The sequence below is a fragment of the Shewanella sp. 553 genome (assembly GCF_059338375.1).
In genome coordinates, this window is record NZ_CM181701.1 from 2,392,716 (window position 1) to 2,417,225 (window position 24,510).

21 protein-coding genes and 1 pseudogene are annotated in these 24,510 nt (G+C 48.1%); 16 read left to right on the top strand and 6 right to left on the bottom strand.

The window, feature by feature from the left end:
- Positions 1–3: 3 nt before the first annotated feature.
- A complete protein-coding gene (gene fadI, locus AC5YBZ_RS10730; protein WP_494542893.1) occupies positions 4–1,314 on the bottom strand; it encodes an acetyl-CoA C-acyltransferase FadI in 1,311 nt (436 codons plus the stop codon).
- A 401-nt stretch (positions 1,315–1,715) separates the two neighbouring features.
- Here fadI and AC5YBZ_RS10735 point away from each other — a divergent pair, with 401 nt between their 5' ends.
- From AC5YBZ_RS10735 to AC5YBZ_RS10810, 16 genes and pseudogenes are all read left to right on the top strand, one after another.
- Entirely contained in the window at positions 1,716–2,672 is a 957-nt protein-coding gene (locus tag AC5YBZ_RS10735) for an AAA family ATPase (protein WP_110456115.1), read from the top strand.
- Complete coding sequence (locus tag AC5YBZ_RS10740) at positions 2,672–3,601, top strand: DUF58 domain-containing protein (protein WP_475514243.1); 930 nt, start codon at positions 2,672–2,674, stop codon at positions 3,599–3,601. Before AC5YBZ_RS10735 ends, AC5YBZ_RS10740 begins: the two co-directional genes overlap by 1 nt.
- A complete protein-coding gene (locus tag AC5YBZ_RS10745; protein WP_494521461.1) occupies positions 3,602–4,105 on the top strand; it encodes a DUF4381 domain-containing protein in 504 nt (167 codons plus the stop codon). It abuts the gene before it with no gap.
- Positions 4,093–5,097 (top strand): vWA domain-containing protein, encoded by a 1,005-nt coding sequence (locus AC5YBZ_RS10750; RefSeq protein ID WP_475514245.1) that lies wholly within the window; start codon positions 4,093–4,095, stop codon positions 5,095–5,097. Before AC5YBZ_RS10745 ends, AC5YBZ_RS10750 begins: the two co-directional genes overlap by 13 nt.
- A complete protein-coding gene (locus tag AC5YBZ_RS10755) occupies positions 5,094–7,046 on the top strand; it encodes a vWA domain-containing protein (protein ID WP_494542894.1) in 1,953 nt (650 codons plus the stop codon). Before AC5YBZ_RS10750 ends, AC5YBZ_RS10755 begins: the two co-directional genes overlap by 4 nt.
- On the top strand, positions 7,040–8,659 hold the full coding sequence (locus AC5YBZ_RS10760) for a BatD family protein (RefSeq protein WP_494523669.1): 1,620 nt from the start codon (positions 7,040–7,042) through the stop codon (positions 8,657–8,659). The genes AC5YBZ_RS10755 and AC5YBZ_RS10760 overlap by 7 nt, the downstream gene beginning before the upstream one ends.
- Before the next feature lie 101 nt (positions 8,660–8,760).
- Positions 8,761–9,324 carry a sigma-70 family RNA polymerase sigma factor gene (locus AC5YBZ_RS10765; protein ID WP_494521457.1) on the top strand — a complete coding sequence of 188 codons (564 nt, stop codon included), beginning with the start codon at positions 8,761–8,763 and terminating at the stop codon, positions 9,322–9,324.
- Entirely contained in the window at positions 9,317–10,021 is a 705-nt protein-coding gene (locus AC5YBZ_RS10770) for a DUF3379 domain-containing protein (RefSeq protein WP_494521456.1), read from the top strand. The genes AC5YBZ_RS10765 and AC5YBZ_RS10770 overlap by 8 nt, the downstream gene beginning before the upstream one ends.
- A 138-nt stretch (positions 10,022–10,159) precedes the next feature.
- The gene (gene putP, locus AC5YBZ_RS10775; protein WP_494521455.1) at positions 10,160–11,611 is read left to right on the top strand and encodes a sodium/proline symporter PutP; all 1,452 of its coding nucleotides are present in this window, start codon (positions 10,160–10,162) and stop codon (positions 11,609–11,611) included.
- Positions 11,612–12,045: 434 nt separating this feature from the next.
- Entirely contained in the window at positions 12,046–13,362 is a 1,317-nt protein-coding gene (locus tag AC5YBZ_RS10780) for an OmpP1/FadL family transporter (protein WP_494542895.1), read from the top strand.
- A gap of 314 nt (positions 13,363–13,676) precedes the next feature.
- Positions 13,677–14,386 (top strand): annotated as a pseudogene (locus tag AC5YBZ_RS10785) (SIMPL domain-containing protein).
- Positions 14,387–14,584: 198 nt separating this feature from the next.
- A complete protein-coding gene (locus AC5YBZ_RS10790) occupies positions 14,585–15,628 on the top strand; it encodes an efflux RND transporter periplasmic adaptor subunit (RefSeq protein WP_494542896.1) in 1,044 nt (347 codons plus the stop codon).
- A gap of 47 nt (positions 15,629–15,675) precedes the next feature.
- Entirely contained in the window at positions 15,676–18,933 is a 3,258-nt protein-coding gene (locus AC5YBZ_RS10795; protein ID WP_494523672.1) for an efflux RND transporter permease subunit, read from the top strand.
- A 14-nt stretch (positions 18,934–18,947) separates the two neighbouring features.
- Complete coding sequence (locus tag AC5YBZ_RS10800) at positions 18,948–19,169, top strand: YgaP family membrane protein (RefSeq protein ID WP_475514254.1); 222 nt, start codon at positions 18,948–18,950, stop codon at positions 19,167–19,169.
- Positions 19,170–19,223: 54 nt separating this feature from the next.
- Positions 19,224–19,574, top strand: a complete 351-nt coding sequence (locus tag AC5YBZ_RS10805; protein WP_494543717.1) for a rhodanese-like domain-containing protein — start codon at positions 19,224–19,226, stop codon at positions 19,572–19,574.
- A gap of 301 nt (positions 19,575–19,875) precedes the next feature.
- The gene (locus tag AC5YBZ_RS10810; protein ID WP_494542897.1) at positions 19,876–20,223 is read left to right on the top strand and encodes a VF530 family protein; all 348 of its coding nucleotides are present in this window, start codon (positions 19,876–19,878) and stop codon (positions 20,221–20,223) included.
- Positions 20,224–20,333: 110 nt separating this feature from the next.
- Here AC5YBZ_RS10810 and AC5YBZ_RS10815 read toward each other — a convergent pair whose 3' ends face one another.
- From AC5YBZ_RS10815 to nrdD, 5 genes are all read right to left on the bottom strand, one after another.
- Positions 20,334–20,498, bottom strand: coding sequence for a hypothetical protein (locus AC5YBZ_RS10815; RefSeq protein WP_494542898.1), 165 nt, complete (start codon positions 20,496–20,498; stop codon positions 20,334–20,336).
- Positions 20,499–20,514: 16 nt separating this feature from the next.
- Positions 20,515–21,153: a GTP cyclohydrolase II gene (gene ribA / locus AC5YBZ_RS10820; RefSeq protein ID WP_494523674.1), complete on the bottom strand. Its 639-nt coding sequence runs from the start codon at positions 21,151–21,153 to the stop codon at positions 20,515–20,517.
- Positions 21,154–21,398: 245 nt separating this feature from the next.
- The gene (locus AC5YBZ_RS10825) at positions 21,399–21,755 is read right to left on the bottom strand and encodes a YibL family ribosome-associated protein (RefSeq protein ID WP_494523675.1); all 357 of its coding nucleotides are present in this window, start codon (positions 21,753–21,755) and stop codon (positions 21,399–21,401) included.
- Positions 21,756–21,841: 86 nt separating this feature from the next.
- Positions 21,842–22,309: an anaerobic ribonucleoside-triphosphate reductase-activating protein gene (gene nrdG, locus AC5YBZ_RS10830; protein WP_494523676.1), complete on the bottom strand. Its 468-nt coding sequence runs from the start codon at positions 22,307–22,309 to the stop codon at positions 21,842–21,844.
- Between the two features lie 61 nt (positions 22,310–22,370).
- A complete protein-coding gene (gene nrdD, locus AC5YBZ_RS10835; protein WP_494542899.1) occupies positions 22,371–24,488 on the bottom strand; it encodes an anaerobic ribonucleoside-triphosphate reductase in 2,118 nt (705 codons plus the stop codon).
- Between the last annotated feature and the right edge of the window lie 22 nt (positions 24,489–24,510).

Genomic DNA, 24,510 nt, shown 5'->3' on the forward strand with positions numbered 1-24,510 from the left:
AGATCACTCCACTTCTACAATCATTGCTGCACCAAGACCACCCGCGGCGCAGGCCGTGGCAAGGCCCGTGCCCCCACCGCGTCGTTTCAATTCACGGCACACTTGAGTGATCAAACGTGTACCTGTGGCGGCAAAAGGATGACCATAAGCCAGCGAACCACCCAGCACATTAAATTTACTCATATCAATTTCACCGATGGCGCGATCACGACCAAGCTTTTCTGCGGCAAATTTCTTCGACGCGAACATCTGCATGTTAGCCAAGGTTTGCGCCGCAAATGCTTCGTGCATCTCGATAAGGGTTAAATCTTCCAGCTCCATTCCCGCTCGCTTAAGGGCTAACGGCGTAGCGTATGATGGGCCCATCAACATATCTTGCCACACATCAATGGCGGTAAAAGCGTAGCTCTTGATATAGCCAATAGGCTGATAACCTAAGGCTTTAGCACGGCTTTCACTCATCAACAACACAGCCGAAGCGCCGTCGGTTAATGGCGTACTATTAGCAGCGGTGACTGTGCCATGTTTACGATCAAACGCGGGGCGCAGTTTGGCATAAGACTCTAGAGATGAATTTTGACGAATATTATTATCCCGATCGATAAAGGACTTATAAGGCGGCACATGGGCAGTCATCACTTCATCACGTAAGTTACCAGAGTCCCATGTTTCTGTCGCCAAGGTGTGCGAGCGATGGGCAAGCGCATCTTGATCGGCGCGGCTAATATTATAGGTTTTAGCCATCTGCTCTGCCGTTTGCCCCATTGACAAGCCGGTTGAGTATTCGGCGACCGCAGGCGGGACGGGTAATAAATCTTTTAAACCAAGGCGTCTGAAGATAGTCAGCTTTTGGCTAAAAGTACGGGCTTTATTCAAATCCACTAGCGCATGGGCCAGTTTTTTTGACACACCTATGGGTAATACTGAAGAGGAGTCGGCGCCACCAGCAATCCCGATGTCGATATTGCCTGTCATGATAGATTCAGCCACATTAACGGTCGACTGGAAACTGGTCGCACATGCTCGCGTCACGCTGTAAGCATCGGTCGCTACGCTCATGCCTGTGCCAAGTACAATTTCACGAGCAATATTGGGCGCTGCAGGCATCTGCACCACTTGCCCATAAACCAGTTGCTCAATCTCCTTAGGGTCCAGCTCTGAACGGGCAAGCAGTTCGTTAACCACCATTTTGCCCATATCCAACGCCGATACACCATGAAACGCGCTCGCTTGCTTAGCAAACGGGGTTCTAAGCCCCATCACAATCGCAATACGATCGCCTTTTGCATTCCTAACTTGCTGTAGATGACTCATTTTTTGCCCTCGTGTCACGCCTATTCGAATAGATTCTCATGGCGCAATTATTATTGTTCCCTTACCCACAGATTCAGCTCATTAACCCAAGCAATCAAACAGGTCAGACCATCAAAGTGTGATCTGATTCTAACTTCTTATTCCAAAGTTTTAAACACTTGTTTGGTTTATAGACAGTGAAATTAAAAAAATTCTGTGTTAACAATGTTTAATAAACTAATTACTCTGAGTGATTAGTGTAATTTCCACCACAAGCATGCTAACTTATTTTGCTTCTATGCCATTGCAATGGACAGCTCGAGGCCAATTGGTCCTGTATTTAGACTAGCCAAAACTGGTCTGAATTTTTTACCATATGCGCTGTCTATAGCTCACACAAATTAATATAACTGAGTAGCATCATGCCTTTAAGTCGATTTCATGCATTACGCGAATACCTAGACAATGTCATTCTAGGTCAGCCTGTTCTTACCGAAAATTTACTGATCGCATTAATTGCCGATGGACACCTGTTAGTCGAAGGACCACCAGGTTTAGCCAAAACCCGCGCGGTGAAAGCGCTCAGTGATGGCGTTGAAGGCGATTTCCATCGCATTCAATTTACCCCCGATCTTTTACCAGCCGATCTGACCGGCACCGATATCTACCGCGCACAAACGGGCACCTTTGAATTTGAAGCAGGTCCCATCTTTCATAACCTGATTTTGGCCGATGAGATCAACCGCGCCCCCGCCAAAGTTCAATCGGCGCTTCTCGAAGCCATGGCAGAAGGCCAAGTGACCGTTGGCAAACACAGTTATCCTTTACCTAAATTATTTTTAGTGATGGCCACGCAAAATCCGCTCGAAAATGAAGGCACTTATCCTCTGCCCGAAGCGCAACTCGACCGGTTTCTAATGCACCTTAACTTAGATTACCCGAGCGCCGAAACTGAATTTAAAATCATGCGGTTATCACGTAGTGAAGCCCTAACTCACGATGCGCCCAGTGTCAGCCCAATTGCGCAAGCAGATATTTTTGCCGCCCGTGAAGCCGCACTTGGCCTCTACCTTGCTGAGCCGTTAGAGCAATACATAGTCAATATCGTGATGGCAACTAGGCAGCCGCAGCAATACAGCGACACTCTCGCCAGCTGGCTAGAATACGGCGTGAGCCCACGCGCCACTATTGCTATCGAGCGTTGTGCGCGTGCCCGCGCCTGGTTAATGGAGCGCGACTTTGTCTCTCCTGAAGATATACAAGCCGTGGTGCCCAACGTATTACGCCATCGATTGCTACTCAGTTATCAGGCTCAGGCCGAGGGCGTCAGCAGCGATCAGGTGATCAACCACATTCTTAGCCAAGTCGCGGTGCCTTAATGTCAGTCAGTGAATTACCGCTATTTGCCGATGGCGTATCACTCAATCAAAAAGAGCTACTTGCATGCCAGAATATTGCCCGCGCTCTGCCTGAAACGCCAAGCAAAGCTCGCGCGGCTCTCGCAGGCCACCGCGCGAGCAACATCAGAGGCCGAGGCATGGAGTTTGCCGAAGTACGGCACTACCAAAGTGGTGACGATGTGCGCACCATAGATTGGCGCGTGACCGCTCGCACAGGCAAAGCCCATACTAAATTGTTTGTTGAAGAACGCGAGCGGCCAGTGCTGCTGCTACTGGATTTAAGCCATAGCCTCTATTTTGGCTCAAGCCTAATGCTACAAGCAGTGCAAGCCGCTCATGTGGCTGCGACTTTAGGCTGGCGCGCCGTGGGCCATGGCGATCGACTCGGTGCGCTCATAGCCTGTGAGCAACAACATATCGAGCTCAAACCCCGTAGTCGTCAAAGTGCCATGCTGCCATTGATCTCGGCGATGCAAACGGTTCATCAAGCGCAGCTTGACGGTATGGGATCTCACGTCAGCGAACCTGAGCATATCTACCGCGCCTGCCTGCGTTTACGCCGCATAGCCAAGCCCGGCTCACTGATTTGGATCATCAGTGATGGCAGCCATTTCACGCCGCAGTGCCTGCAGCCATTAACTGAGTTATCTCGCCACTGCGATATAGGCGCCTTACTGATCACCGATCCCCTCAGACAAGGAGAGCTGCCTTTACCTGCTCAGTTTCAGCTGCCAGTCAAAGACGGCGCGCAAGAATTAGTGCTCAACCGAGACAGTTATAACGGTTGGCTAACCCGCCAACACGCCCAGCAACAAGGTTTTATCGATATGATGCGCCAACTTAACGCGCGTTTACGTACAATCAGCGCAGCACAACCATTGAATCAACAGATTGGAGCCTTAAGATAGATGCAAACGGCCAACAATCCAGCCCTTGCTGCCATGAAAGACATTCAACTGCCCGAGCCTATCCATGCCTGGCCACCCGCTTACGGTTATTGGCTGGTACTGGCCGCATGCCTTACTATTTTGGCTGTCTGCCTATGGTGGTTCATCAAGCAATATCGACATCGCGCCGCGAAACGTGAAGCATTAAAGCAATTAGCCCATCTGGCGCTCAATCACCCACAATTTGCTATTGAAGTTAACACCATACTCAAACGCAGCGCCATGAGCTACCTGCCCCGTGAACAGGTGGCATCACTTGAAGGTGAAGCCTGGTTACAGTGGCTACAGCAGCAGGTCACTCACATAGACGATAACTTGCCGCTGTTATTAGCGAAACGCTACCAGTCCAAGGCACTCACTCCCACTCAAGCTGAGCAACTGCGCCTAGCTGCCATAGGCTGGCTTAAGCAGGCACTGCCACTCAAGCATCGCGCATCGACTAAGGAGGCAGCATGTTCACATTAGCCTGGCCTTGGCTATTACTGTTACTGCCATTACCCTTGATGTTTAAAGGCTCAGGCGCCCAACAGCATCAAACGGGTGGCCATTTACACCTACCCGGTGTTGCCGATGTCGGTGCGCAGGTTAGCCAGCAGCGGCCACAGCGTCGGCGCTTACCCTATTGGCTTATTTGGTCACTGTTGGTGCTGAGCGCCGCGCGGCCATTGTGGATTGGCGATGCTATCGAGCTGCCCAGCAAAGGGCGAGACTTGATGTTAGCCATTGATTTATCAGGCAGTATGCAGATTGAAGATATGGTCATCGAGGGTAAAACGGTGGATCGTTTTACCTTAGTGCAAGCGGTTATGAGTGATTTTATCCAGCGCCGTAAAGGTGACAAATTGGGCCTCATTTTGTTTGCCGACCACGCATATTTGCAAGCGCCGCTGACACAAGATCGCCGCTCTATAGCCCAGTTTTTAGCCGAAGCCCAAATCGGCCTGGTGGGAAAACAAACAGCCATTGGCGAAGCCATCGCCCTGGCGGTTAAACGCTTCGACCAACAGCAACAAAGTAACCGGGTGCTGATCCTCCTCACCGACGGCTCGAATAACTCGGGCAATATTAGTCCAGATCAAGCTGCTGCCATTGCCGCCAAACGCGGCGTGACCATCTATACCATTGGGGTCGGAGCCGAGATAATGGAGCGGCGTACACTATTTGGTAACGAGCGCGTTAACCCGTCGATGGATCTTGATGAAGCGCAATTGACGGCGCTGGCAAGCGCCACAAACGGACGTTACTTTCGCGCCCGCAATGCCACCGAACTGGAACAAATTTATCAAATGATCGATAAGTTAGAGCCGACCAACAGCGATCAACTCACCTATCGTCCTCAATCAGAGTTGTTTTATTATCCGTTAAGCGCTGCCTTACTTATCAGTGTTCTGCTGATATTGTGGCAGTTGCCGTTATTTCAGTCGCTGCCATGGTTAAGATCACGGGGAGCCTTATGATCCATTTTTTACGCCCCGAATGGCTATTGGCCCTATTCCCCTTGGCACTATTATTGTGGTTTGCCCGTCGTAGCCAATACCAGGTATCAAGCTGGAATCGCTACATCGCGCCTCATTTGGCCAAGGTACTGGTATCAAGCCAAACACAGTCAGGTAAACGCCATCTACATGTGATTGGTTTTAGCTGGTGTATCGCGGTACTCGCGTTGTCAGGTCCTGCTTTTACCAAGCAAACCCTACCGGTATTTGAAACCAACCAAGGACGCGTGATAGTGATGGATATGTCACTGTCAATGTACGCCACCGACTTGGTGCCTAACCGCCTAACTCAAGCTAAATTTAAAGCCAACGATCTTATTAGCAGTCTCAGCGAAGGTGAAACGGGCTTAATTGCCTATGCTGGTGATGCCTTTACCATTAGCCCACTGACCCGAGACAGGGCAACCCTGTTGAATCTATTACCCACCCTATCGCCAGAGATTATGCCAGTCCCGGGCTCTAATTTGCCTGCGGCTTTAACCCAAGCAACCACTTTGCTTAAACAAGGGGGACATCTGCGCGGCGATATCATATTACTCACCGATGGGGTAGCTGTAGAGCAAATTAATCAAGCCAAAGCGCATTTACAAGGCAGCCAATATCGGCTCTCAGTGCTTGCCTTTGGCAGCCCACAAGGCGCCGCAATTCGTTTACCTGACGGACAATTAATGCGCGATCGCAGCGACCAAGTAGTGGTAGCCAAAACCGATTATCAACATTTAAGTGAATTAGCCAGCGCCAATGGCGGCAAGGTATTTACTTATCGCGCCGATGGTAGCGATCTCAGCGCGCTAAATCTATGGTTAGCCCAGAACACAGCAACTAAGGCCAGCGACTTAGAAGGTGAACTGTGGCTCGATGCTGGCCCATATATCGCTTTATTATTGTTATTGCCAGCACTATTAAGCTTTCGCCATGCCATTGCAGCACTTAGCTGCATCATGTTGTTCAGCCAACCGACGCCCGCCTACGCCAACAGTTGGCTACCCCCTTGGCAGACAGACAACCAACGTGCAATGCAAGCCTATGAAAACCAAAATTATCAGCAAGCGGCAAGCTTGTTTTCCGATCCTCATTGGCAAGCGGCCGCTCGATATCGCGAAGGCGATTACCAACAAGCCCTTAAGCTGTTTGAGCAAGACACAACTGCAACAGGCTTTTATAACCAAGGCAATAGCTTAATGCAGCTGCAAGATTATGCGACTGCTATTAAGCGCTATCAACAGGCGCTAGCTCAAGATAACGACTTTAGTGATGCGCAGCATAATTTAGCCTTAGCCCAACAACTGCTGGCGCAGCAACAAGCTGATAGTGAGCAGCAAAGTCAGAGCGAACAAAATCAAGACACGCAACAGCAAGCAGAATCTGACAACAATCAGCAGCAAGGCGATGGCAAGTCAGGCGATAAACAACAAGATGAGTCAGACAGCAATCAGCAACAAGGCAATCAGCAGCAAGGCGATAAACAGAGCGCAAGTGAACAAAGTAAACCGCAACCTGATCAACAGCCCAGCGAGCCGTCATCACAGCCGGATAATGTTCCCGCCACTGGTGATGATGAGCCAAATAACGAAGCACCAATGAGCGCTCAAGCTCCCAAGTCTGATGAGAATAATGAGCAGACTCAGCCTGAACAAGCACAAGCGCGCAGCGATAGCAGCGCTAACGAAAACGACAGCTTCAATGCAGCAGCAGATCTAAATGAAGACTCGGATAAAGCCCCTCATGATAATCCGCAGGCCCAAGCTGTCAGTCAGCCAGCTCCGCCCGAGGAGCTGCCAGCCGACATGCAACGCGCACTAAGCGGCGTCATAGACGATCCGCAGGTTCTGCTGCGTAATAAGATGCTATTAGAGTATGAAAAACGCCGCCGTCAGGGCATTACATCAAAGGAAAGTGAACAGTGGTAAATCGATATTTTTTAACTTTTGCCTTATTGGCTCTGACTCTTATCCAGCCAGCTTTTGCCTTAACTCAACTTGAGACCTCGGTTGACAGAAATCCTGCCATAGAGGGCGAATACCTAGTACTGACGATTAAGGCCGACGACGATATCAGCAACGGTAGCTTAGACACCTCGGCGCTATTAAAAGACTTTATCGTGGGACGCACCAGCGTGAGTCGCAGCACCCAAATAGTCAATTTCGATGCACGTAAAGAGACGCGCTGGCAAGTGTTATTAGCCCCCAAACGCACAGGGCAGCTGATTATTCCCGCGCTCACCATTGATAATGTCAGCTCCTCGCCCATCACGCTGACGGTCACGGCGCCTGGCAGTCAACCTACGCAGATGAAAAACCTATTTATCCGCAGCTCGCTCTCCACCGAGCAGGCTTATGTCGGTCAGTTGGTCACCTACAAGGTAAAGCTCTATCTAGCCGTTGAGCTGCAACGCGGCGTATTGAGCGCCCCCAATGTGGAGGGGGCGCAACTCAAGCAGTTAGGCGAAGACAGTGATAGCAGCGAAATTGTCGATGGGCGGCGCTATCGTGTCATCGAGCGCAGCTATAGCATTGTGGCCGATAAACCCGGCACCTTACACTTATCGGGCGCGACTTTTTCTGGTGATGTATTAATTGAAGCCTCGCGGCGTGGTGGTATGTTCTCATTTAATGAAAGCCGCCCCATGCAAGCGCAAGCGGCGCCGAGTGAAATCACGATTTTACCGATTCCCAGCCAATACCACGGCCAATGGTTGGTGAGCGATCTGGTGGTACTTAAAGAAGATTGGCCTGATCTCGATACCATAGAGGTCGGCACGCCCATCACCCGCAATATTACCCTGCTGGCCTCTAATACCGAGCAAACCAGCCTGCCAGCATTAACCATTGGGCTACCCGATGGCTTTAAAATGTATCCTGAAAAGCCCAAACGAGAAACCTTTGTGCGCGACAAACAGGTGGTGTCACAGCTAACACAAACGGCGGCGATAGTACCGACTCAAGCGGGCAGCTACACCTTACCCGAGATCCGCGTGTCTTGGTTTAATTACATCACTCAGACCCAAGAGTTTGCCACCCTACCGGCGCGTACGGTCAACGTGATAGCCGCCAGTGCCAACCCGGTAGCGCTCAACCCAAGTGCCACCACAGTGCAACCCAGCGCTGGCTTTTGGCCTTATCTGAGCGCATTGTTGGCACTACTGTGGCTACTGACTCTGCTGCTGTGGGCTAAAGAGCGTGGTAAATCGGTAGCAAAAGTCGCCTCGCCAGCATCATCGAGGCCCCAGCAAACCACGGGGTTAACGGCACTGTGCCAAGCCTGTCAAACAGGTCAAGCGGGCACCATCATCTTGGCGCTGCAACACTACTTTAGCTTACAACAAGGCAAGCCTATGTCCTTAAGTGAGATAGCGGCGCTCAGCCCCGCTCTTAAACACAATATCGATAATATTCAACGCCAAGCTTATAGCCAAGTACCACAAGCGATCGACACTTCGGCCCTACTTGATGCTATTAAACAAGTTACAAACACGATGCAAACACCATCTTCCAGTGCTTTATCATCGTTAAATCCAAGCTAAGCTATTTGCGTTAGTCGCAACAACAGGAATACCCTTATTGCAGTTGGTTCACCACAAAATTAATCACACAAGCACCACATACGCCTACATAGCGAGTAAAAATGTTTAGCTTTAAACGAAAGAAAGTACCGAGTCTCTCGGTCAATAATGACATGCTAAGTAAACAACGACGATACGATAGCCTTGTCAGGGCGCTCCATGGCGATCTCTACCGCTACGCCTACTGGCTTTGCGGCGACAAACATATCGCAGAAGATATCACCCAAGAGACCTTTTTAAGGGCTTGGCGTTCGCTCGAATCCCTTAAGGATGATAAAGCCGCTAAAGCTTGGTTAATCACTATTTTACGCAGAGAAAATGCCCGAAGGTTTGAACGCAAACAGTTTGACTACTCTGATGTTGAACAATCTGAATTGGCCGACAATGTGTCGTTATCAACTGAAGACAATATGGAGCAACATCTGCTCAGACGGCAAATAGCTCGCCTTGAAGTCGAATACCGAGAACCACTGGTGCTGCAGGTTATCGGTGGTTTTACTGGCGATGAAATTGCTAACATATTAGAACTTAACCGCAATACTGTTATGACGCGCCTCTTCAGGGCACGCAATCAATTAAAAGAAATGCTCGATGATACGCAAACAAGGGGGCACTCCAATGGATGAGCTAAAATTCCGCCGCGAGGCCTATGAAAATCCGCAGCGTCGTGACGCCGACTTTGTTGCTGCTATGGGAGAATCGAGTCAGCGCGCTCAGTTTGTCAATGACTTAAAGCGCTTAGACCATCAAATTGAAGCGGCGCTGAATATTGACGTCCCTAGCGGTTTAGAAGCAAAACTGCTATTGAATCAACAGTTGCATCGACACCAAGTGCAACGACGCAAAATGGGCTTCACTTTAGCGATGGTGGCATCGGTGGCTTTTGTCGCAGGCATCAGTTTTAGCCTGTTTAGGCTGGGACCGGTCGATTTGGGTGAACATGCCCTAGCCCATGTTGCTCATGAGACCGTAGCGATGCAAAGCAGTCTGGATATCAGCTATAACACCATCAATAGTCAGTTAGCGTCATTGGGTAATTTTGCCAATGCTCGTTTTACTGAGCAGCCAGGACGCGTGTTTTTCAGTACCTACTGCGACTTCCAAGGGGTTAGAAGTTTGCATTTAGTCATGCAAGGTAAGCAAGGCAAGGTCACCTTATTTATCGTACCCATTGAAGAGCGCATGATCCTAGAACAAGCTTTTGCCAACAACCGTTATCAGGGTGAAGGCTTCACGGCAGACAATGCCTACATGTTGCTAGTTGCAGAACATCACGCCGATATAGACAACATTAAAAGCGAAATTCAGCAAACATTCATCTAAAATCATTACAACCTATGGCAAGTTTTACTTGCCATAGGTTAGATCTTAATCACATTCGCCCCCTTTATTGAGCTACAGAGCCAACATCTGCTAGCATAGCGACCTCTTAAAAAAGCATAACTATAAAATGGCACAAGCATGACTATTGAATTACCCATATTAATCACTTTTTTTGGCTATCTTGCCTTAATGATGGGCATAGGCCTATGGGCCTATAAAGCAACCGACTCGGTTGACGACTATATCTTAGGGGGTCGCTCTATGGGCCCAGCGGTAACGGCATTGAGTGTTGGCGCATCTGACATGTCAGGTTGGTTACTATTAGGCTTACCTGGCGCCGTCTATCTTGGTGGTTTAGGAGAAGCCTGGATCGGCATCGGCTTAGTCTTCGGTGCGTGGCTCAACTGGCTGTTTGTTGCCAAGCGCCTGCGTATCTATACCCAATTTACCGATAATGCGCTAACCCTGCCTGACTTTTTTGAAAAGCGCTTCGACGATAAACATGGTATGTTAAGACTGGTCTCCGCGGTCACTATTTTGGTGTTTTTCACCTTTTATGCCTCATCGGGCATGGTCGGTGGCGCCATACTGTTTGAGAAAGTCTTTGGGTTAGATTACACCTTAGCCCTAATCATAGGTTCAACCATTATTGTGGCTTACACCTTTGTCGGGGGCTTCTTTGCCGTAAGCTGGACTGACTTCTTCCAAGGCTGTTTAATGCTTATCGCCTTACTGTTTGTCCCTGTGGCCATTTTCAATCAACCCGAAACGCAAAATGGTTTACATCAGCTTGATCCCGCCATGTTGTCGATGATTAATCAAGATACTACTGTGATTGGCCTAGTGTCGTTACTGGCTTGGGGGCTGGGTTATTTTGGCCAGCCACATATTTTGTCACGCTTTATGGCTATCGGCACTGCCGATGATATTGTCGTGTCACGCCGCATCGCCATGAGTTGGATGGTGGTAGCCTTAATTGGTGCCCTCGCTACAGGACTTGCTGGCTCGCTCTATTTTGCCGATGAACCACTAGCAAACCCAGAAACAGTCTTCATTCATTTAGCGCACGCCGCTTTTAACCCTTGGATAGGTGGATTGCTCATCGCCGCTATTCTGTCGGCCATTATGAGTACTATCGACTCGCAGCTACTGGTGTGTTCCAGTGTGGTCACAGAAGATTTCTATAAAAAATGGCTACGTCCAGAGGCGAGCAGTAAAGAGTTGATGCTCGTTGGCCGTGTGGGTGTGCTGGCTATTGCGCTAGTCTCCGGCGTTATCGCACTTAACCCAGAAAGCAGTGTATTAGGCCTCGTCAGTTACGCTTGGGCCGGATTTGGCGCCGCATTTGGCCCTGTGGTATTGCTCGCACTATTTTGGAAGCACTATAGCCGTAATGGTGCCGTTGCCACCATTTTAGTCGGTGCGCTAACGGTAGTGCTATGGAAACAAGCCAGTGGTGGCATATTTGAGTTATACGAGATTTTACCTGGATTTTTGTTCGCCACTCTTGCGGGCATAGTATTTAGCCTGCTGTTTAAACCAGCTAAAGCCATCACGCAGCAGTTTGAGCAATTTAGCGCCAAGCTTTGATCCTATGCTACTGCAGATTACATTGTCACATTAGACTGGGGCGGTAAACGGAGCTAACGATAAACCGGTTTATCGATATCAAGCTTTCAGGCAAATGACTGATCCAAACTAAAAAGCGTACACGTGTACGCTTTTTTTATACTTGTCACTTTTGACACAAACAACCAAATTAACAACCTATTAACTTGACAGTTAAACAAGCTGAACCCCACAACACAGGCTATATCTAATGTCACGAGCGACATTCAGACACTACGCCACTTTTACTATCGCCTAAGCCATTAATTTCACATAAAAATAACATCCAACCCTCATCTGGTCGGAGTTGTTGGCGCATCGCGCCCCCCCTACTATGCACCCGACTAACAAAAGGATCTCGAGAGATTGCTAAGCCAACTCACTAAGACGAGACCGATAATAATGAGAATTGATTTATGAAGCCTTTTAACAAGACAATATTAGCCGTTGCCGTTACGCTCGCGAGCTCGCAAGCTATGGCAGCTGGTTTTTTACTTAATGCACAATCAGCAACCGGTGTGGACCGAGCCTTTGCCGGTGATGCCGTTATTGCCGATAATGCATCGGTATTAGCGCGTAACCCAGCCGCAATGGCGCTGTTTGACAAAAAACAACTATCAATGGGATTGAACTACGCCGATGTTGAAGTGACAGTGAGCGATGTCTATATCGACTCTCTGTTAGGCGAAATCCATTACGGCGGTGTCGATGATGCGGCAGATGCCAAAATCATCCCTAACTTTTACTACGTTAGCCCGGTAAACGATAAATTCGCCTACGGTGTGGCACTGTTCAGTAACTTCGGTACAGGTACCGATACCTCAGACTTATCGACCCAACTCGTGGGTGGTACGCTACCCGCGCCGCTTGATCTATTAGGCAAGACTGAAGTCACCACGCTTAACTTCAACCTAAGTGCATCATATCGTTTTAATGACCATTTTAGTGTCGGTGCAGGCCTTGATATGATCTACGGTAAAGGCACGCTCACTCGTGGTGGTAAGCTGCCGACTCCTACGGGCGCCATCGATCAGCAGTTGGTTGATGTCGATGCCGATGGTGTGGCGTTTGGTGGTATTATCGGCGCCGTGTATGAAATCAATGCCGATCACCGTTTTGGCATGAGCTACCGCTTTAGCCCAGATTTTAAAGCCTCGGGTGATATCAATATTTACAACCCACAAGCCAACGCATTTGTGGCCTTTGATGAGATCAATATTCCCCTACCCGATATTTTCCAAGTGGCAGGTTTTCATCAGTTGACCGATAAATTTGCGCTGCACTATACTGCGCAATTAACCACTTGGGGTGATTTCCACGAGCTAACCGTGACAGATGGGACGTTAGGGCCAGTATCTGTTGGCTCAAGCAGCTTAAAGACCTACGCATGGGATGACTCATGGTTGTTCAGTGTCGGTGGTACTTATAGTCTAAACAACACTTGGACTCTGCGTGCCGGCTTTATGGCTGATGAGGGCGTTGTGGGTGAGCTGAGTTCAATCTCTATCCCAGATTCTGATCGCAAATGGTATACCGCAGGCGCGACCTACGCCTTATCGACCAACACCAGCATCGATTTTGGTATCGCCGTGGTGCGCGGTGAAGATGTCCACTTAATTGAAAACAGCTCAGTCACGGACAAGTTACCTATTGGGCCAAACACTGGTATGGTCAATGCCACGACGCGATCAAATGCAACCTATTATTCAATGCAGTACAACTACACGTTTTAAGGTGTAATTAGCATAAATTGTAATTACCTATCACTGATAGGTAACCTAAAAACCGCACAATTGTGCGGTTTTTTATGTTATAAAAATCTCGTTTTATCTGCTCTGGCGTAAAAATCATGCTAATCAAAAGGAATAAGGCGTTAGAGCAAAATACGGCCCCGCTGATACTTACTCGCAACCAACAAACTGTGTCAAATATCTCCTCCTCATCAAGAACTGCAACGAACTCAATTTTGATCAAAAAATAGGCTAGATAAAAAGCCTTAACAAGCATATGCTTTATAAAGCACAACAAGCAATTAGGACGCTTTTTTATGCAAAAATCACTCCCCACGATCCTGCTCGGCGCGTTTATCTGCATTGGTCTCTATCTGCTGGGCAGCCAAGTGGGCAATAGCCTCATCACTATGCGCGCCATGGAGCGCACCGTCACCGTAAAGGCCTGGCTGAATTGGAAGTGAATGCGGATACCGCCATTTGGCCCATCCGCTTCACAGAGGTGGATAACGACTTAAATAACCTCTACCTCAATGTGCAAAGCAAAACCGATAAGGTGGTTGCTTTCTTGATAAAACAGGGCTTTAGCCGTGATGAAGTGTCAATATCACAGCCTTCTATCCAAGACAGACAGGCGCAAGGCTATGTCGATCCTAATGTGCGTTATCGCTACGCCGCACAAGTGACTGTCTCCCTTTACACTCAGCGCGTTGAGTTATTACTGCGCATACAAAGCAATCTATTGGAATTAGCCAAAGAAGGTATTGCGATATCGAGCCAAGATTATGATAGTCGCACCGAATTTATTTTTACTCAGTTAAACGACATTAAACCGCAAATGGTGCAGTCTGCCACTGAGAATGCGCGCCAGACAGCAGAAAAATTTGCTATCGATTCGGCCTCAAAATTGGGCAAAATCAAACAGGCTTCTCAAGGGCAGTTCACTATTTCCGATCGCGATAGCAACACGCCCAGCATCAAAAAAATAAGAGTGGTCTCGACACTGACCTATTACCTTAATGATTAATCGCGCAGATAGAATCTCGAATAGTACCATTTACCTAACGGGTGCAAGCGCAAATTGAAATACCATAAGTCATTAAATACCTTACATGAAGTTGTTAGATGTATTAGATGAAGTCGAAGCGTAAACCTATCGCAACACTTCATCGCATTTTTCTAATAAAAGATTGCACAAGCTTGAAAAGTTCATTAGAATTTTCTTATGAAGTTTTTGGAGGTCGTTAGTCTCATGCGTATTCAACATCTATTATCAATCACATTGCTGCCATTACTGCTGAATGTTACAGCGTCCGCTAGTACCTTGCCGACGTTAACCGTCACCGCAAAAGAGCAACCCCACTGGGTCACCTTAGATGCGCAGCTTGAAGCGGTAAAATCTGCCACCGTATCGGCGCAAACCTCAGGCAGGATCATTAAGCTTTATTATGATGTGAATGATATTGTGCCCCAAGGCGCACCATTACTCGAGATCACCAGTAAGTCTCAAGGTGCAGAGCTCGCCGCTGCAGAAGCCGAATACGCCCGAGCCCGCGCACAAAATGAAGAAGCGCAAAAACAACGTCGCCGCTTTGAAGAGCTGTTTCCGCAAGGCGCGATTTCACAGGGACAGATGGATCAAGCCATTGCCACCGCCCGCTCGGGCGCGCAAGCCGTTAGCGCCGCCAAAGCGCGGATCGTGCAAGCCAATGAGTCATTGCAATATACCGTGGTCAGCGCCCCTTTTGCTGGCGTGTTGACTCAGCGTTATGTTGAAGAGGGTGAAACGGTCGCCCCAGGTCAAGCTTTACTCAGTGGGTTTTCAACCGAGCACATGCGCGCCGTGACCCATGTACCACTGCGTTATATCGACGCCCTACGGAACCAATCTAGCGTTGAACTGCAGCTTAGCGACGGCCAAAAAGTGATATCACAACAGTTAACCATATTCTCCTTTGCCGATCCTTTGAGTCATAGCTATAAAACGCGCATTGATTTACCTGAAGGCATGAGTAACTTAATGCCGGGCATGTGGGTTAAAGCCAAGTTTATTGCAGGCCAGCGCAACACTATTACCATTCCTCAATCGGCGATTATTTATCAAAATGAGATGAGTGCAGTCTACCTTGAGCAACAAGGGACATTCCAACTCACCCAAGTTCGCCTAGGCGCGCAACGAGATGATCAATTTGAAGTGCTTGCAGGCTTAACCGCAGGCGATGTCATCGCGACTGACGCTTATCAAGTCCGACTTAACCTAGCCCAATAATATGGCGCTGTAATGGACTTGGCCGTTTAATAGGAATCGTAAATAAGATGAAGCCGTCACATAATCAAGATAGCGACAAGCAACAAAACAAGCCCTATTCACTGGGTTTTTCCGGGCGAGTCGCCGCACTATTTCAACTCAGCGCCATCACACCGCTATTGGCATTGCTCGGCATTTTACTGGGGCTATTCGCGGTACTCGTCACCCCTAAAGAGGAAGAGCCACAGATAGATGTTACCTTTGCCGATGTCTATATTCCTTTTCCTGGCGCAACTCCGAGTGAAGTCGAACAATTAGTCACCCTACCAATGGAGCAGGTACTGTCGCAGATAAAAGGGATAGATACCCTGTATTCGTTTTCACAACCTGATGGCGCCTTACTGATCGCCATTTTTGAAGTGGGTATTCCCCGCAACGAGGCGATTGTAAAGCTGTACAATCAGGTCTACTCCAATATGGATAAAGTGGCCACTCAAGCCGGGGTCGGCGAGCCCCAGATCAAGCCACGTGGTATCGATGATGTGCCCATTGTCAGCCTGACCCTCTGGTCAAAGTCGACCTTAACCTCTGCCGAACAATTAACTCAAGTGGCTAAGGGGCTCGAAACTGAGCTAAAACGCATTCCGGGTACCCGCGAAATTTACACTGTTGGTAGCCATAATGTGAGCCTTAATGTACGTATCGATCCGGCAAAAATGAGCTTTTACGGCTTAACCTATGACGCGATCAGCAATAGCCTTGCCAGCAATAACCATGTCTCCATGCCGGTATCACTTATTCAAGATAACCAAGAAATTAAGATTCAAACCGGGCAGTTTTTACAATCCCAACAAGAAGTTGAGCAACTGGTTGTCGCTGTCTATCAAGATGAGTCCGGCCGCAGTGCACCTGTGTATCTCGCCGACATAGCCGATATTAGCCTTAGCAGCGATATCCCGACCCAAAACGCGTGGCACAGCGACAAACAAGGCACCTACCCTGCGGTCACTATCGCCATTGGCAAACAACCTGGTGAGAACGCGGTTGATATTGCCAATGAGATCTTGGCTCGCGTTGATGCGGTCAACAACGTGTTAATTCCTGCCGACGTAGAGGTGACGGTATCGCGTAACTACGGTAAGACCGCCGGAGATAAAGCCAACACCTTAATCTTGAAATTGGTGTTTGCCACCTCGGCTGTGGTGGTATTGGTATTTCTTGCCATGGGGTTACGCGAAGCCATCGTGGTCGGTATTGCCATTATTATTACCTTGGCCATCACCCTCTTTGCCTCTTGGGCATGGGGCTTCACCTTAAACCGAATCTCATTGTTTGCACTTATTTTTTCAATAGGGATTTTAGTGGATGATGCCATAGTCGTGGTAGAAAACATCCACCGCCATATGGCGCTGGGACAACGGCAATTTACCCAGTTAATTCCGATTGCCGTGGATGAGGTCGGTGGCCCTACGATATTGGCCACCTTCACCGTCATTGCCGCCCTAATGCCAATGGCTTTTGTGTCTGGACTCATGGGGCCTTACATGAGCCCAATCCCCATTAATGCCAGTATGGGGATGTTAATCTCACTGGCGATCGCCTTTATTGTTACCCCGTGGCTGGCCACTAAACTGTTAAATACATCTCACCAACACCAGGAGAGCAGCGACACCTCCAGCAGCAATCGCATGGTCGCGCTGTTTACGGCGCTCATCTCACCCTTTGTACACGGTAAACAAGCGGGTAAAGCTCGTCTGGGTCTGGCTGCTGGGATTGTGGTGCTCATTGCCATTGCGATCTCTTTGCCTGTGACTCAACTGGTGGTACTCAAAATGCTGCCTTTTGATAATAAATCAGAATTTCAAGTGATGCTTGATATGCCCGAAGGCACGCCGGTGGAGCAAACTCAGCGCGTACTTAAAGCCTTAGGACAGCAGCTTAACCAAGTGGCCGAGGTCGAAAATTACCAGCTATATGCAGGCACCAATGCACCGATGAACTTTAATGGCTTAGTGCGCCATTACTTTTTACGCCAAACACAGGAGCTTGGTGATATTCAGGTCAATTTAGTCGATAAATCTGAGCGCGATCGTGACAGTCACAGCATCGCCGTAGCGGTGCGCGAATCACTGCAAGCTACTGCGGCGCACTATAATGCCAATGTGAAGGTGGTTGAAGTCCCTCCCGGCCCACCGGTATGGTCACCTATTTTGGCCGAGGTGTATGGGCCAAACGAAGCGCTCAGAGAAACCGCCGCCCTGCAGCTGCAAGCGTTGTTTCAGCAAACTCCAGATGTGGTCGATATCGATATCTATCTGCCTGCGATGCAACAAAAATGGCAGGTGTCCATCGATCGCGCTAAGGCCAGTTTATTAGGCGTGCCTTACAGCAATATCGTTGATCTGGTGACCACCTCCATTGGCGGCAAGCAGGTGAGCTACTTACATAAACCCAATCAAACCACACCAGTGCCAATTAAGTTACAGCTTGAGGAGGCCGCCAAGATGGATCTTGAGCAGGTATTAAACCTCAGACTCACCACCCAAAGCGGTCACTCAGTGCCTGTGTCTGAATTGGTGCGCATTAATAAAGGCAGCATAGATGCGCCCATTATTCATAAAAACATGATCCCCATGATCATGGTGGTTGCCGATATGGCTGGGCCGCTAGACAGCCCGTTGTACGGTATGTTTGAGATGGCCGCCGACATCGATAGCGAGACAGGCTTGGGCTTTGAGCAGCATTATGTCAACCAACCCTCAGGCTTAGACACCATTGCCGTATTGTGGGATGGCGAATGGAAAATTACTTACGAAACCTTCCGTGACATGGGGATCGCCTATGCAGTGGGCATGATTGCGATTTACCTCTTAGTGGTGGGTCAATTTCGCTCCTACTCGGTTCCGCTGATCATTATGGCTCCCATTCCGCTTACCATCATAGGAGTGATGCCGGGTCATGCCCTGCTCGGAGCTCAATTTACCGCCACCTCAATGATCGGCATGATCGCCCTCGCCGGGATTATTGTGCGTAACTCAATATTACTGGTCGACTTTATTAACCAGGAGACCGAGTCGGGCGTGCCCTTTGAACAGGCGGTTATTCACTCTGGTGCCGTCCGAGCAAAACCCATTATGTTGACAGGCCTTGCGGCCATGATTGGTGCCTTATTCATTCTGGATGATCCCATTTTTAATGGATTAGCCATCAGTTTGATCTTCGGCATCTTAGTCTCAACCTTGCTGACTCTGGTAGTGATCCCTGTGCTCTATTACACAGTGATGCGCCACCGCATACCACAAAAAACGGCAAATACTGCCGCTTAATTAAGGAGTTAATTATGTCTATCGAACGTAGTATTTTCGCTTTTGCTGGCTTTATGGTGTTACTGTCTCTCGCGTTGACGGCATTAGTACATCATAATTTTATCTGGCTTACCGCCTTTGTTGGCGCTAATCTATTACAAAGCGCTTTTACTGGGTTTTGCCCTGCAGCCATGATAATGAAAAAACTGGGTGTAAAGAGTGAAGCCGAGCTTGAACGCGCTAAATCACACAGTTAATACCAAGGAGTTTACGTGGGACAAGCCACTACATTACTTAGCCGATTCGGCGCACTGATTGTGCTACTTTTTGTGGCCGCTATCGGCTTATCATCACCTAGCATCGCGGCTGAACAAGACATTGAAACCGCATGGAAGATGATAGATAACGGCGCCATGATAGTCGATGTGCGTACCCCTGAAGAGTTTGCCCAGGGGCATTTAGCCAATGCAATTAACATCCCATTTGAAAATATTGCCGCTGAATTTGCTAAGCGTGATATAGATAAAGCGACCAATGTGGTGCTGTACTGCCGTAGCGGACGTCGCAGCGATATAGCCCAAATGAGTTTAATTGAACAAGGTTATACCCACACTTATAATGGTGGTGGCTATCAGACTCTAAGCCAGCAGCAAACCAAATAAGCTGCAGGCTCTGTTTAAATCCATGATAAAGGCACCTATGGGTGCCTTTTTTATGAATAACTTGGCGCCTCCCCTTGGCTACACATCCATTAACAGCACATCCTTTAAGCTGAACTGATAGGTTATCAGCACAAAACACCAACCATGCGTCAATGCGAAAAGGCAATAAGGTAATAAGGCAACCTAATACCGATAAAACCCAATAACGCCAAAGCGGGAAGCTGGAGCGAGTGGTTTTTTATCAACCCACCTCCATATAAACTGATATAATCAGCCTAATTTACATGGACAATCGCACAATATGACACAAGCAAATAATCCTCTGCACGGCATTAAACTCGAAACAATTCTCACCGATTTAGTTGACCATTATGGGTGGGAAGAACTGGGCACACGTATCGACATTCGTTGTTTTAATCATGATCCTAGTATTAAATCTAGCCTTAAGTTTTTACGTAAAACGCCTTGGGCCAGAGAAAAAGTGGAATACCTTTACCTCAAAATGAATAAGCTACCGCTACCTAAGCCGAAAGCGGACAGTGAGGTACGCACATCTACTCGAGTGGCAAGCCCTGCGAGCAGCAACAAGAGTGCAGCTAAAGGTGCCGATACCGGCCGTACTAACGCACAGATTTGGGGAAAGAGTTAAGCTGGCATATTAACGGGCTTTACCGCCGTCATCATCAGCTTATTGCATAAGATAGCCCGCTCAAATAACCTACTTGCGATTCGCATAGATAGGCACTAAAGCTAAAAGTGCTATGAAAGCACGACACCGCAACTGTCATTTTGATGTTGCAGGTTTTGCAGGTTTTGCAGGTTTTGCAGGTTTTGCAGGTTTTGCAGGCAGAGAGTAAAGAAGCTAAGCGCGGCAACCAAGGACACTGCCGCAATCGCCGCAGTGTCTTGATAGCGTTGACACACTAAAAAAGCGCGAACGTTACTCAGCCTTAGGGGGCTTAACGACGTTTGCTTCTTCAGTAAAATGATACTCAGACATCATATGTCCCAACTCTGTTGACTTGGTTTTTAAATACGCTTCATTGTAGCGATTTTTACCCACTTGCAGCGGAACACGTTCAACCACATCAATGCCAAGCGCTTTCATTGCTTTAACTTTACGGGGGTTATTGGTCATCAATTTAACTTGATGTACGCCAATTTTCTCCATCATCGGCTTGATCATGTCATATTTGCGCATGTCGGCTTCAAAACCGAGTCGCTCATTTGCTTCGACCGTGTTAGCGCCTTGATCTTGTAGTTCATAGGCACGGATTTTATTGAGTAAGCCTATGCCTCGTCCCTCTTGGCGAAGGTATAAAATAAAGCCTTGGCCTGCCTCGGCAATATTTTGCATCGCCGTTTGTAGTTGAAAACCGCAATCGCAACGCAAACTAAACAGCGCATCACCAGTTAAACATTCTGAATGAATGCGCCCAAGTATGGGGGTATTGGCATCTAGTTGACCAAAAGTGAGTGCAACATGTTCTTTGCCAGTGTCTGTGTCTTCAAAACCATGCATGGCGAATACGCCCCAAGGCGTAGGTAACTTTGAAGTGGCGACATACTTAATTGACATGAAATAACCTTTACTACTCGCTCTGTCCGAGTCAAAAAAAGAGGTAGAAAATAACTAAGGCTAGGATGCGGCCTTACTATCAGACTGAGCATTTTATGTGTTTTTGCCTTACAGTGAAATAGCCGAGTACTTGCATCGGTTATTACTTCACCCTAGCGTATTTGAAAGTGCTAAGCATACGCCGAGCACACAATAAGCGATAGGATATCGCTCACGTATGCTAATCAAATAGTGGCAATGGAGGATTAAAACGCTTTCGGGGCGAAGCCTGTGACTTGGGTTAAGCCCATTTCACGCCCTAATGCAGTCATTGGATGCACAACCACTAATCCTTTGACAGATTTCTTTAATTTGCCCATATCGGCTTGCTCTGCTTTAGTCAGTGCGCGACTAAAAGGCAGCGACTTTACATCGGTACCTTTTTTGTTCAACAAGCGAGTCTGTTGGTTTTTAACATGGGCAATCTGTTTCGTTACAGCATTGATCTCTTGCTTAAACTGCAAAATCACCGCGTGATCACCGCGTTTTTCTGCCGCATCTAATTTACGACGACATTTGTCGAGTCGGTCATTAAGTTGCTGTAACTCTTGCTTTAAATTCATTAACTTGCCTTAAAGTAAATCGATAATACTCGGCCAATCATGCAAGATTGCTGACTGCGCCTATCTGTTTGGCCGACATTATATCACTATTGCTTGAAATGGTGGATCATCTGATTGCTACTGCCACGAAATCTTAAGCTTGGATCGGCAAGATGTTGCTCAAATTTACCGTCCACCAACACATCAACATAATGCAGCACCTGGCGCTGGGCTGTCGATAATTCATCTAAGCGATAACCGCTCCACAGCCAAATATCTTTATCTGGACACTCATGCTTAACACGCTTTACTAGCGCAAGTATCTGGGCCACATTTTGCGGGTAAAGCGGATCGCCGCCCGATAATGATAACCCCCGGCGCACGATACGGGTATCTTGCAGATCCGTGATGATCTGCTCAACCATGGCGGCATCGAATAGATGACCCGCTGCTGCGCTCCAAGTCGACTGATTATAACAGCCGCGGCATTGATGCTCGCAACCAGACACAAACAAGGTCGCTCGCGTACCTGGGCCATTGACCACATCGACTGGAAAGTATTGCTGGTAATTCATCTATGCCTCAAGCCTATTAACACTAAGGCGCGCATCAGCGCGCCTACATTCACCTTAACGCCTACAGGTGTTTTACCCGGCGCTTAACCTCTTCTTGTTTGCCATAGTTAAATGGCCGCGCGTCTGGGCTGCCTAAATAACCGCACACTCGACGTGTCACAGAGACTCTACTAGGCTCATGATTACCGCATTTAGGACAGGTAAAGCCCTTACTGGTACAGCTAAATTCACCAGTAAAACCACAGTCATAACACTCGTCAATCGGCGTATTTGTACCATAGTAAGGTACTCGGCTATAACTGTAATCCCACACATTTTCGAGTGCTTCAATATTATGCTGCATATTGGGATATTCGCCGTAGCAGATAAATCCACCGTTGGTCAATGCTGGATAAGGCATCTCAAAATCCAACTTATCGTAAGGATTGACCTTTTTTTCCACATCTAAATGGAAACTGTTGGTGTAGTAACCTCTGTCGGTCACGCCATCAATCACCCCAAAAGCCTTAGTGTCGAGCTTACAAAAACGGCTACAAAGGTTTTCACTCGGTGTGCTGTATAAGCTAAAGGCATAACCGGACTCTTCACGCCAGCGCACTGTTGCCGCTTTGAGGTGTTCAATAATGGCAATCGCTTTGGCGCGCAGCTGCTCACTGTCAAACAGGTGTATTTGATTACCATAAAGCGCATTAACGGTTTCATGCAGCCCTATGTAACCTAACGAAATTGATGCGCGGCCATTTTTGAAGATCTGGCTAATATCATCATCGGCGCGCAAACGTACACCACATGCCCCTTCCATGTATAAAATCGGGGCAACGCGCGCCTTGACTCCTTCGAGCCGCTCGATACGTGTATCTAATGCGCGTCTAGCAATGGCTAAACGTTGATCTAAAATGGCAAAGAAACGCGCTTCATCACCATTGGCTTCTAAGGCGACTCGCGGCAAGTTTAAGCTCACCACACCCAAGTTATTACGCCCATCATGCACCAACTCGCCGTCTTCTTCGTAGGTACCTAAAAAACTACGACAGCCCATTGGAGTTTTAAATGAGCCAGTGACTTTTTCGACTTGCTCATAATTTAAAATATCTGGATACATGCGCATGGTGGCACATTTTAGTGCTAACTGCTTGATATCGTAGTTACAATCACCTTGCTTATGATTTATACCATCTCGAATAGCAAACACCAGTTTGGGGAACACGGCCGTTTTACGGTTTTTACCCAGCCCAGCCATACGCACTTTCATCATTGAGGCTTGAATTAATCGCGACTCCCACGAGGTGCCTAAACCAAAACCAAAAGTCACAAACGGGGTTTGCCCATTGGCGGTATGTAAGGTGTTGACCTCATATTCCAACGACTGAAACGCATCGTGACACTCTTTTTCTGTCTGCGCGGTGGCAAAGGCTTTAGCATCTGTAATGCCCCACTTTAAGGCCACTTGATAATGTTTGTCATAGCTTTTAGCCACAAATGGCGCCAGCACTTCATCGATGCGGTTAATGGTGGTGCCACCATAAATATGGCTTGCTACCTGAGCAATAATTTGCGCCGTAACCGCTGTGGCCGTAGAGATCGATTTTGGGGTTTCAATTTCGGCGTTGCCCATCTTAAAACCGTGGGTCAACATGCCAGCTAAATCAATTAGCATGCAGTTAAACATCGGGAAAAAAGGCGCGTAATCCAAATCATGATAATGGATCTCACCGGCTTCATGGGCCGACACCACATCTTTGGGTAAAATATGGCGAGTCGCATAATGCTTGGCCACAATACCGGCGAGCAGATCACGCTGAGTGGGGATCACTTTTGAGTCTTTATTGGCGTTTTCGTTAAGCAAGGCAGCATTACTTTGTTCAACTAGGCCACGAATATCGCGATTAAGTCGACTGCTCTGCTCTCGATGGACATCTCTATCGTGACGATATTCGATATACACGCGCGCTAAGGCTTTATAGGGGCCTTCCATCAGTTGGTTTTCAACGGCGTCTTGCAGATCGTGAATATCCACTTCGGCCACATCAGCCATGGCACGGCTCACTTGACTCGCGACTTGAGTAGCATAGGCAACATCATCAATACCTGCTGAGTTTGCAGCGGCAATTACCGCATCTCTGATCCTTGTTTCGTCAAAAGGCGTGCGGTAACCATCCCGCTTAATAACTACTGGCATTGTTTAATATCTCCTCAAGTAA

Coding starts and splice junctions, on each gene's coding strand:
- fadI (WP_494542893.1), bottom strand. CDS start 1,314: ATGAGTCATCTACAGCAAGTTAGGAATGCAAAAGGCGATCGTATTGCG.
- AC5YBZ_RS10735 (WP_110456115.1), top strand. CDS start 1,716: ATGCCTTTAAGTCGATTTCATGCATTACGCGAATACCTAGACAATGTC.
- AC5YBZ_RS10740 (WP_475514243.1), top strand. CDS start 2,672: ATGTCAGTCAGTGAATTACCGCTATTTGCCGATGGCGTATCACTCAAT.
- AC5YBZ_RS10745 (WP_494521461.1), top strand. CDS start 3,602: ATGCAAACGGCCAACAATCCAGCCCTTGCTGCCATGAAAGACATTCAA.
- AC5YBZ_RS10750 (WP_475514245.1), top strand. CDS start 4,093: ATGTTCACATTAGCCTGGCCTTGGCTATTACTGTTACTGCCATTACCC.
- AC5YBZ_RS10755 (WP_494542894.1), top strand. CDS start 5,094: ATGATCCATTTTTTACGCCCCGAATGGCTATTGGCCCTATTCCCCTTG.
- AC5YBZ_RS10765 (WP_494521457.1), top strand. CDS start 8,761: ATGTTTAGCTTTAAACGAAAGAAAGTACCGAGTCTCTCGGTCAATAAT.
- AC5YBZ_RS10770 (WP_494521456.1), top strand. CDS start 9,317: ATGGATGAGCTAAAATTCCGCCGCGAGGCCTATGAAAATCCGCAGCGT.
- putP (WP_494521455.1), top strand. CDS start 10,160: ATGACTATTGAATTACCCATATTAATCACTTTTTTTGGCTATCTTGCC.
- AC5YBZ_RS10780 (WP_494542895.1), top strand. CDS start 12,046: ATGAAGCCTTTTAACAAGACAATATTAGCCGTTGCCGTTACGCTCGCG.
- AC5YBZ_RS10790 (WP_494542896.1), top strand. CDS start 14,585: ATGAAGTTTTTGGAGGTCGTTAGTCTCATGCGTATTCAACATCTATTA.
- AC5YBZ_RS10795 (WP_494523672.1), top strand. CDS start 15,676: ATGAAGCCGTCACATAATCAAGATAGCGACAAGCAACAAAACAAGCCC.
- AC5YBZ_RS10800 (WP_475514254.1), top strand. CDS start 18,948: ATGTCTATCGAACGTAGTATTTTCGCTTTTGCTGGCTTTATGGTGTTA.
- AC5YBZ_RS10810 (WP_494542897.1), top strand. CDS start 19,876: ATGACACAAGCAAATAATCCTCTGCACGGCATTAAACTCGAAACAATT.
- ribA (WP_494523674.1), bottom strand. CDS start 21,153: ATGTCAATTAAGTATGTCGCCACTTCAAAGTTACCTACGCCTTGGGGC.
- AC5YBZ_RS10825 (WP_494523675.1), bottom strand. CDS start 21,755: ATGAATTTAAAGCAAGAGTTACAGCAACTTAATGACCGACTCGACAAA.
- nrdG (WP_494523676.1), bottom strand. CDS start 22,309: ATGAATTACCAGCAATACTTTCCAGTCGATGTGGTCAATGGCCCAGGT.
- nrdD (WP_494542899.1), bottom strand. CDS start 24,488: ATGCCAGTAGTTATTAAGCGGGATGGTTACCGCACGCCTTTTGACGAA.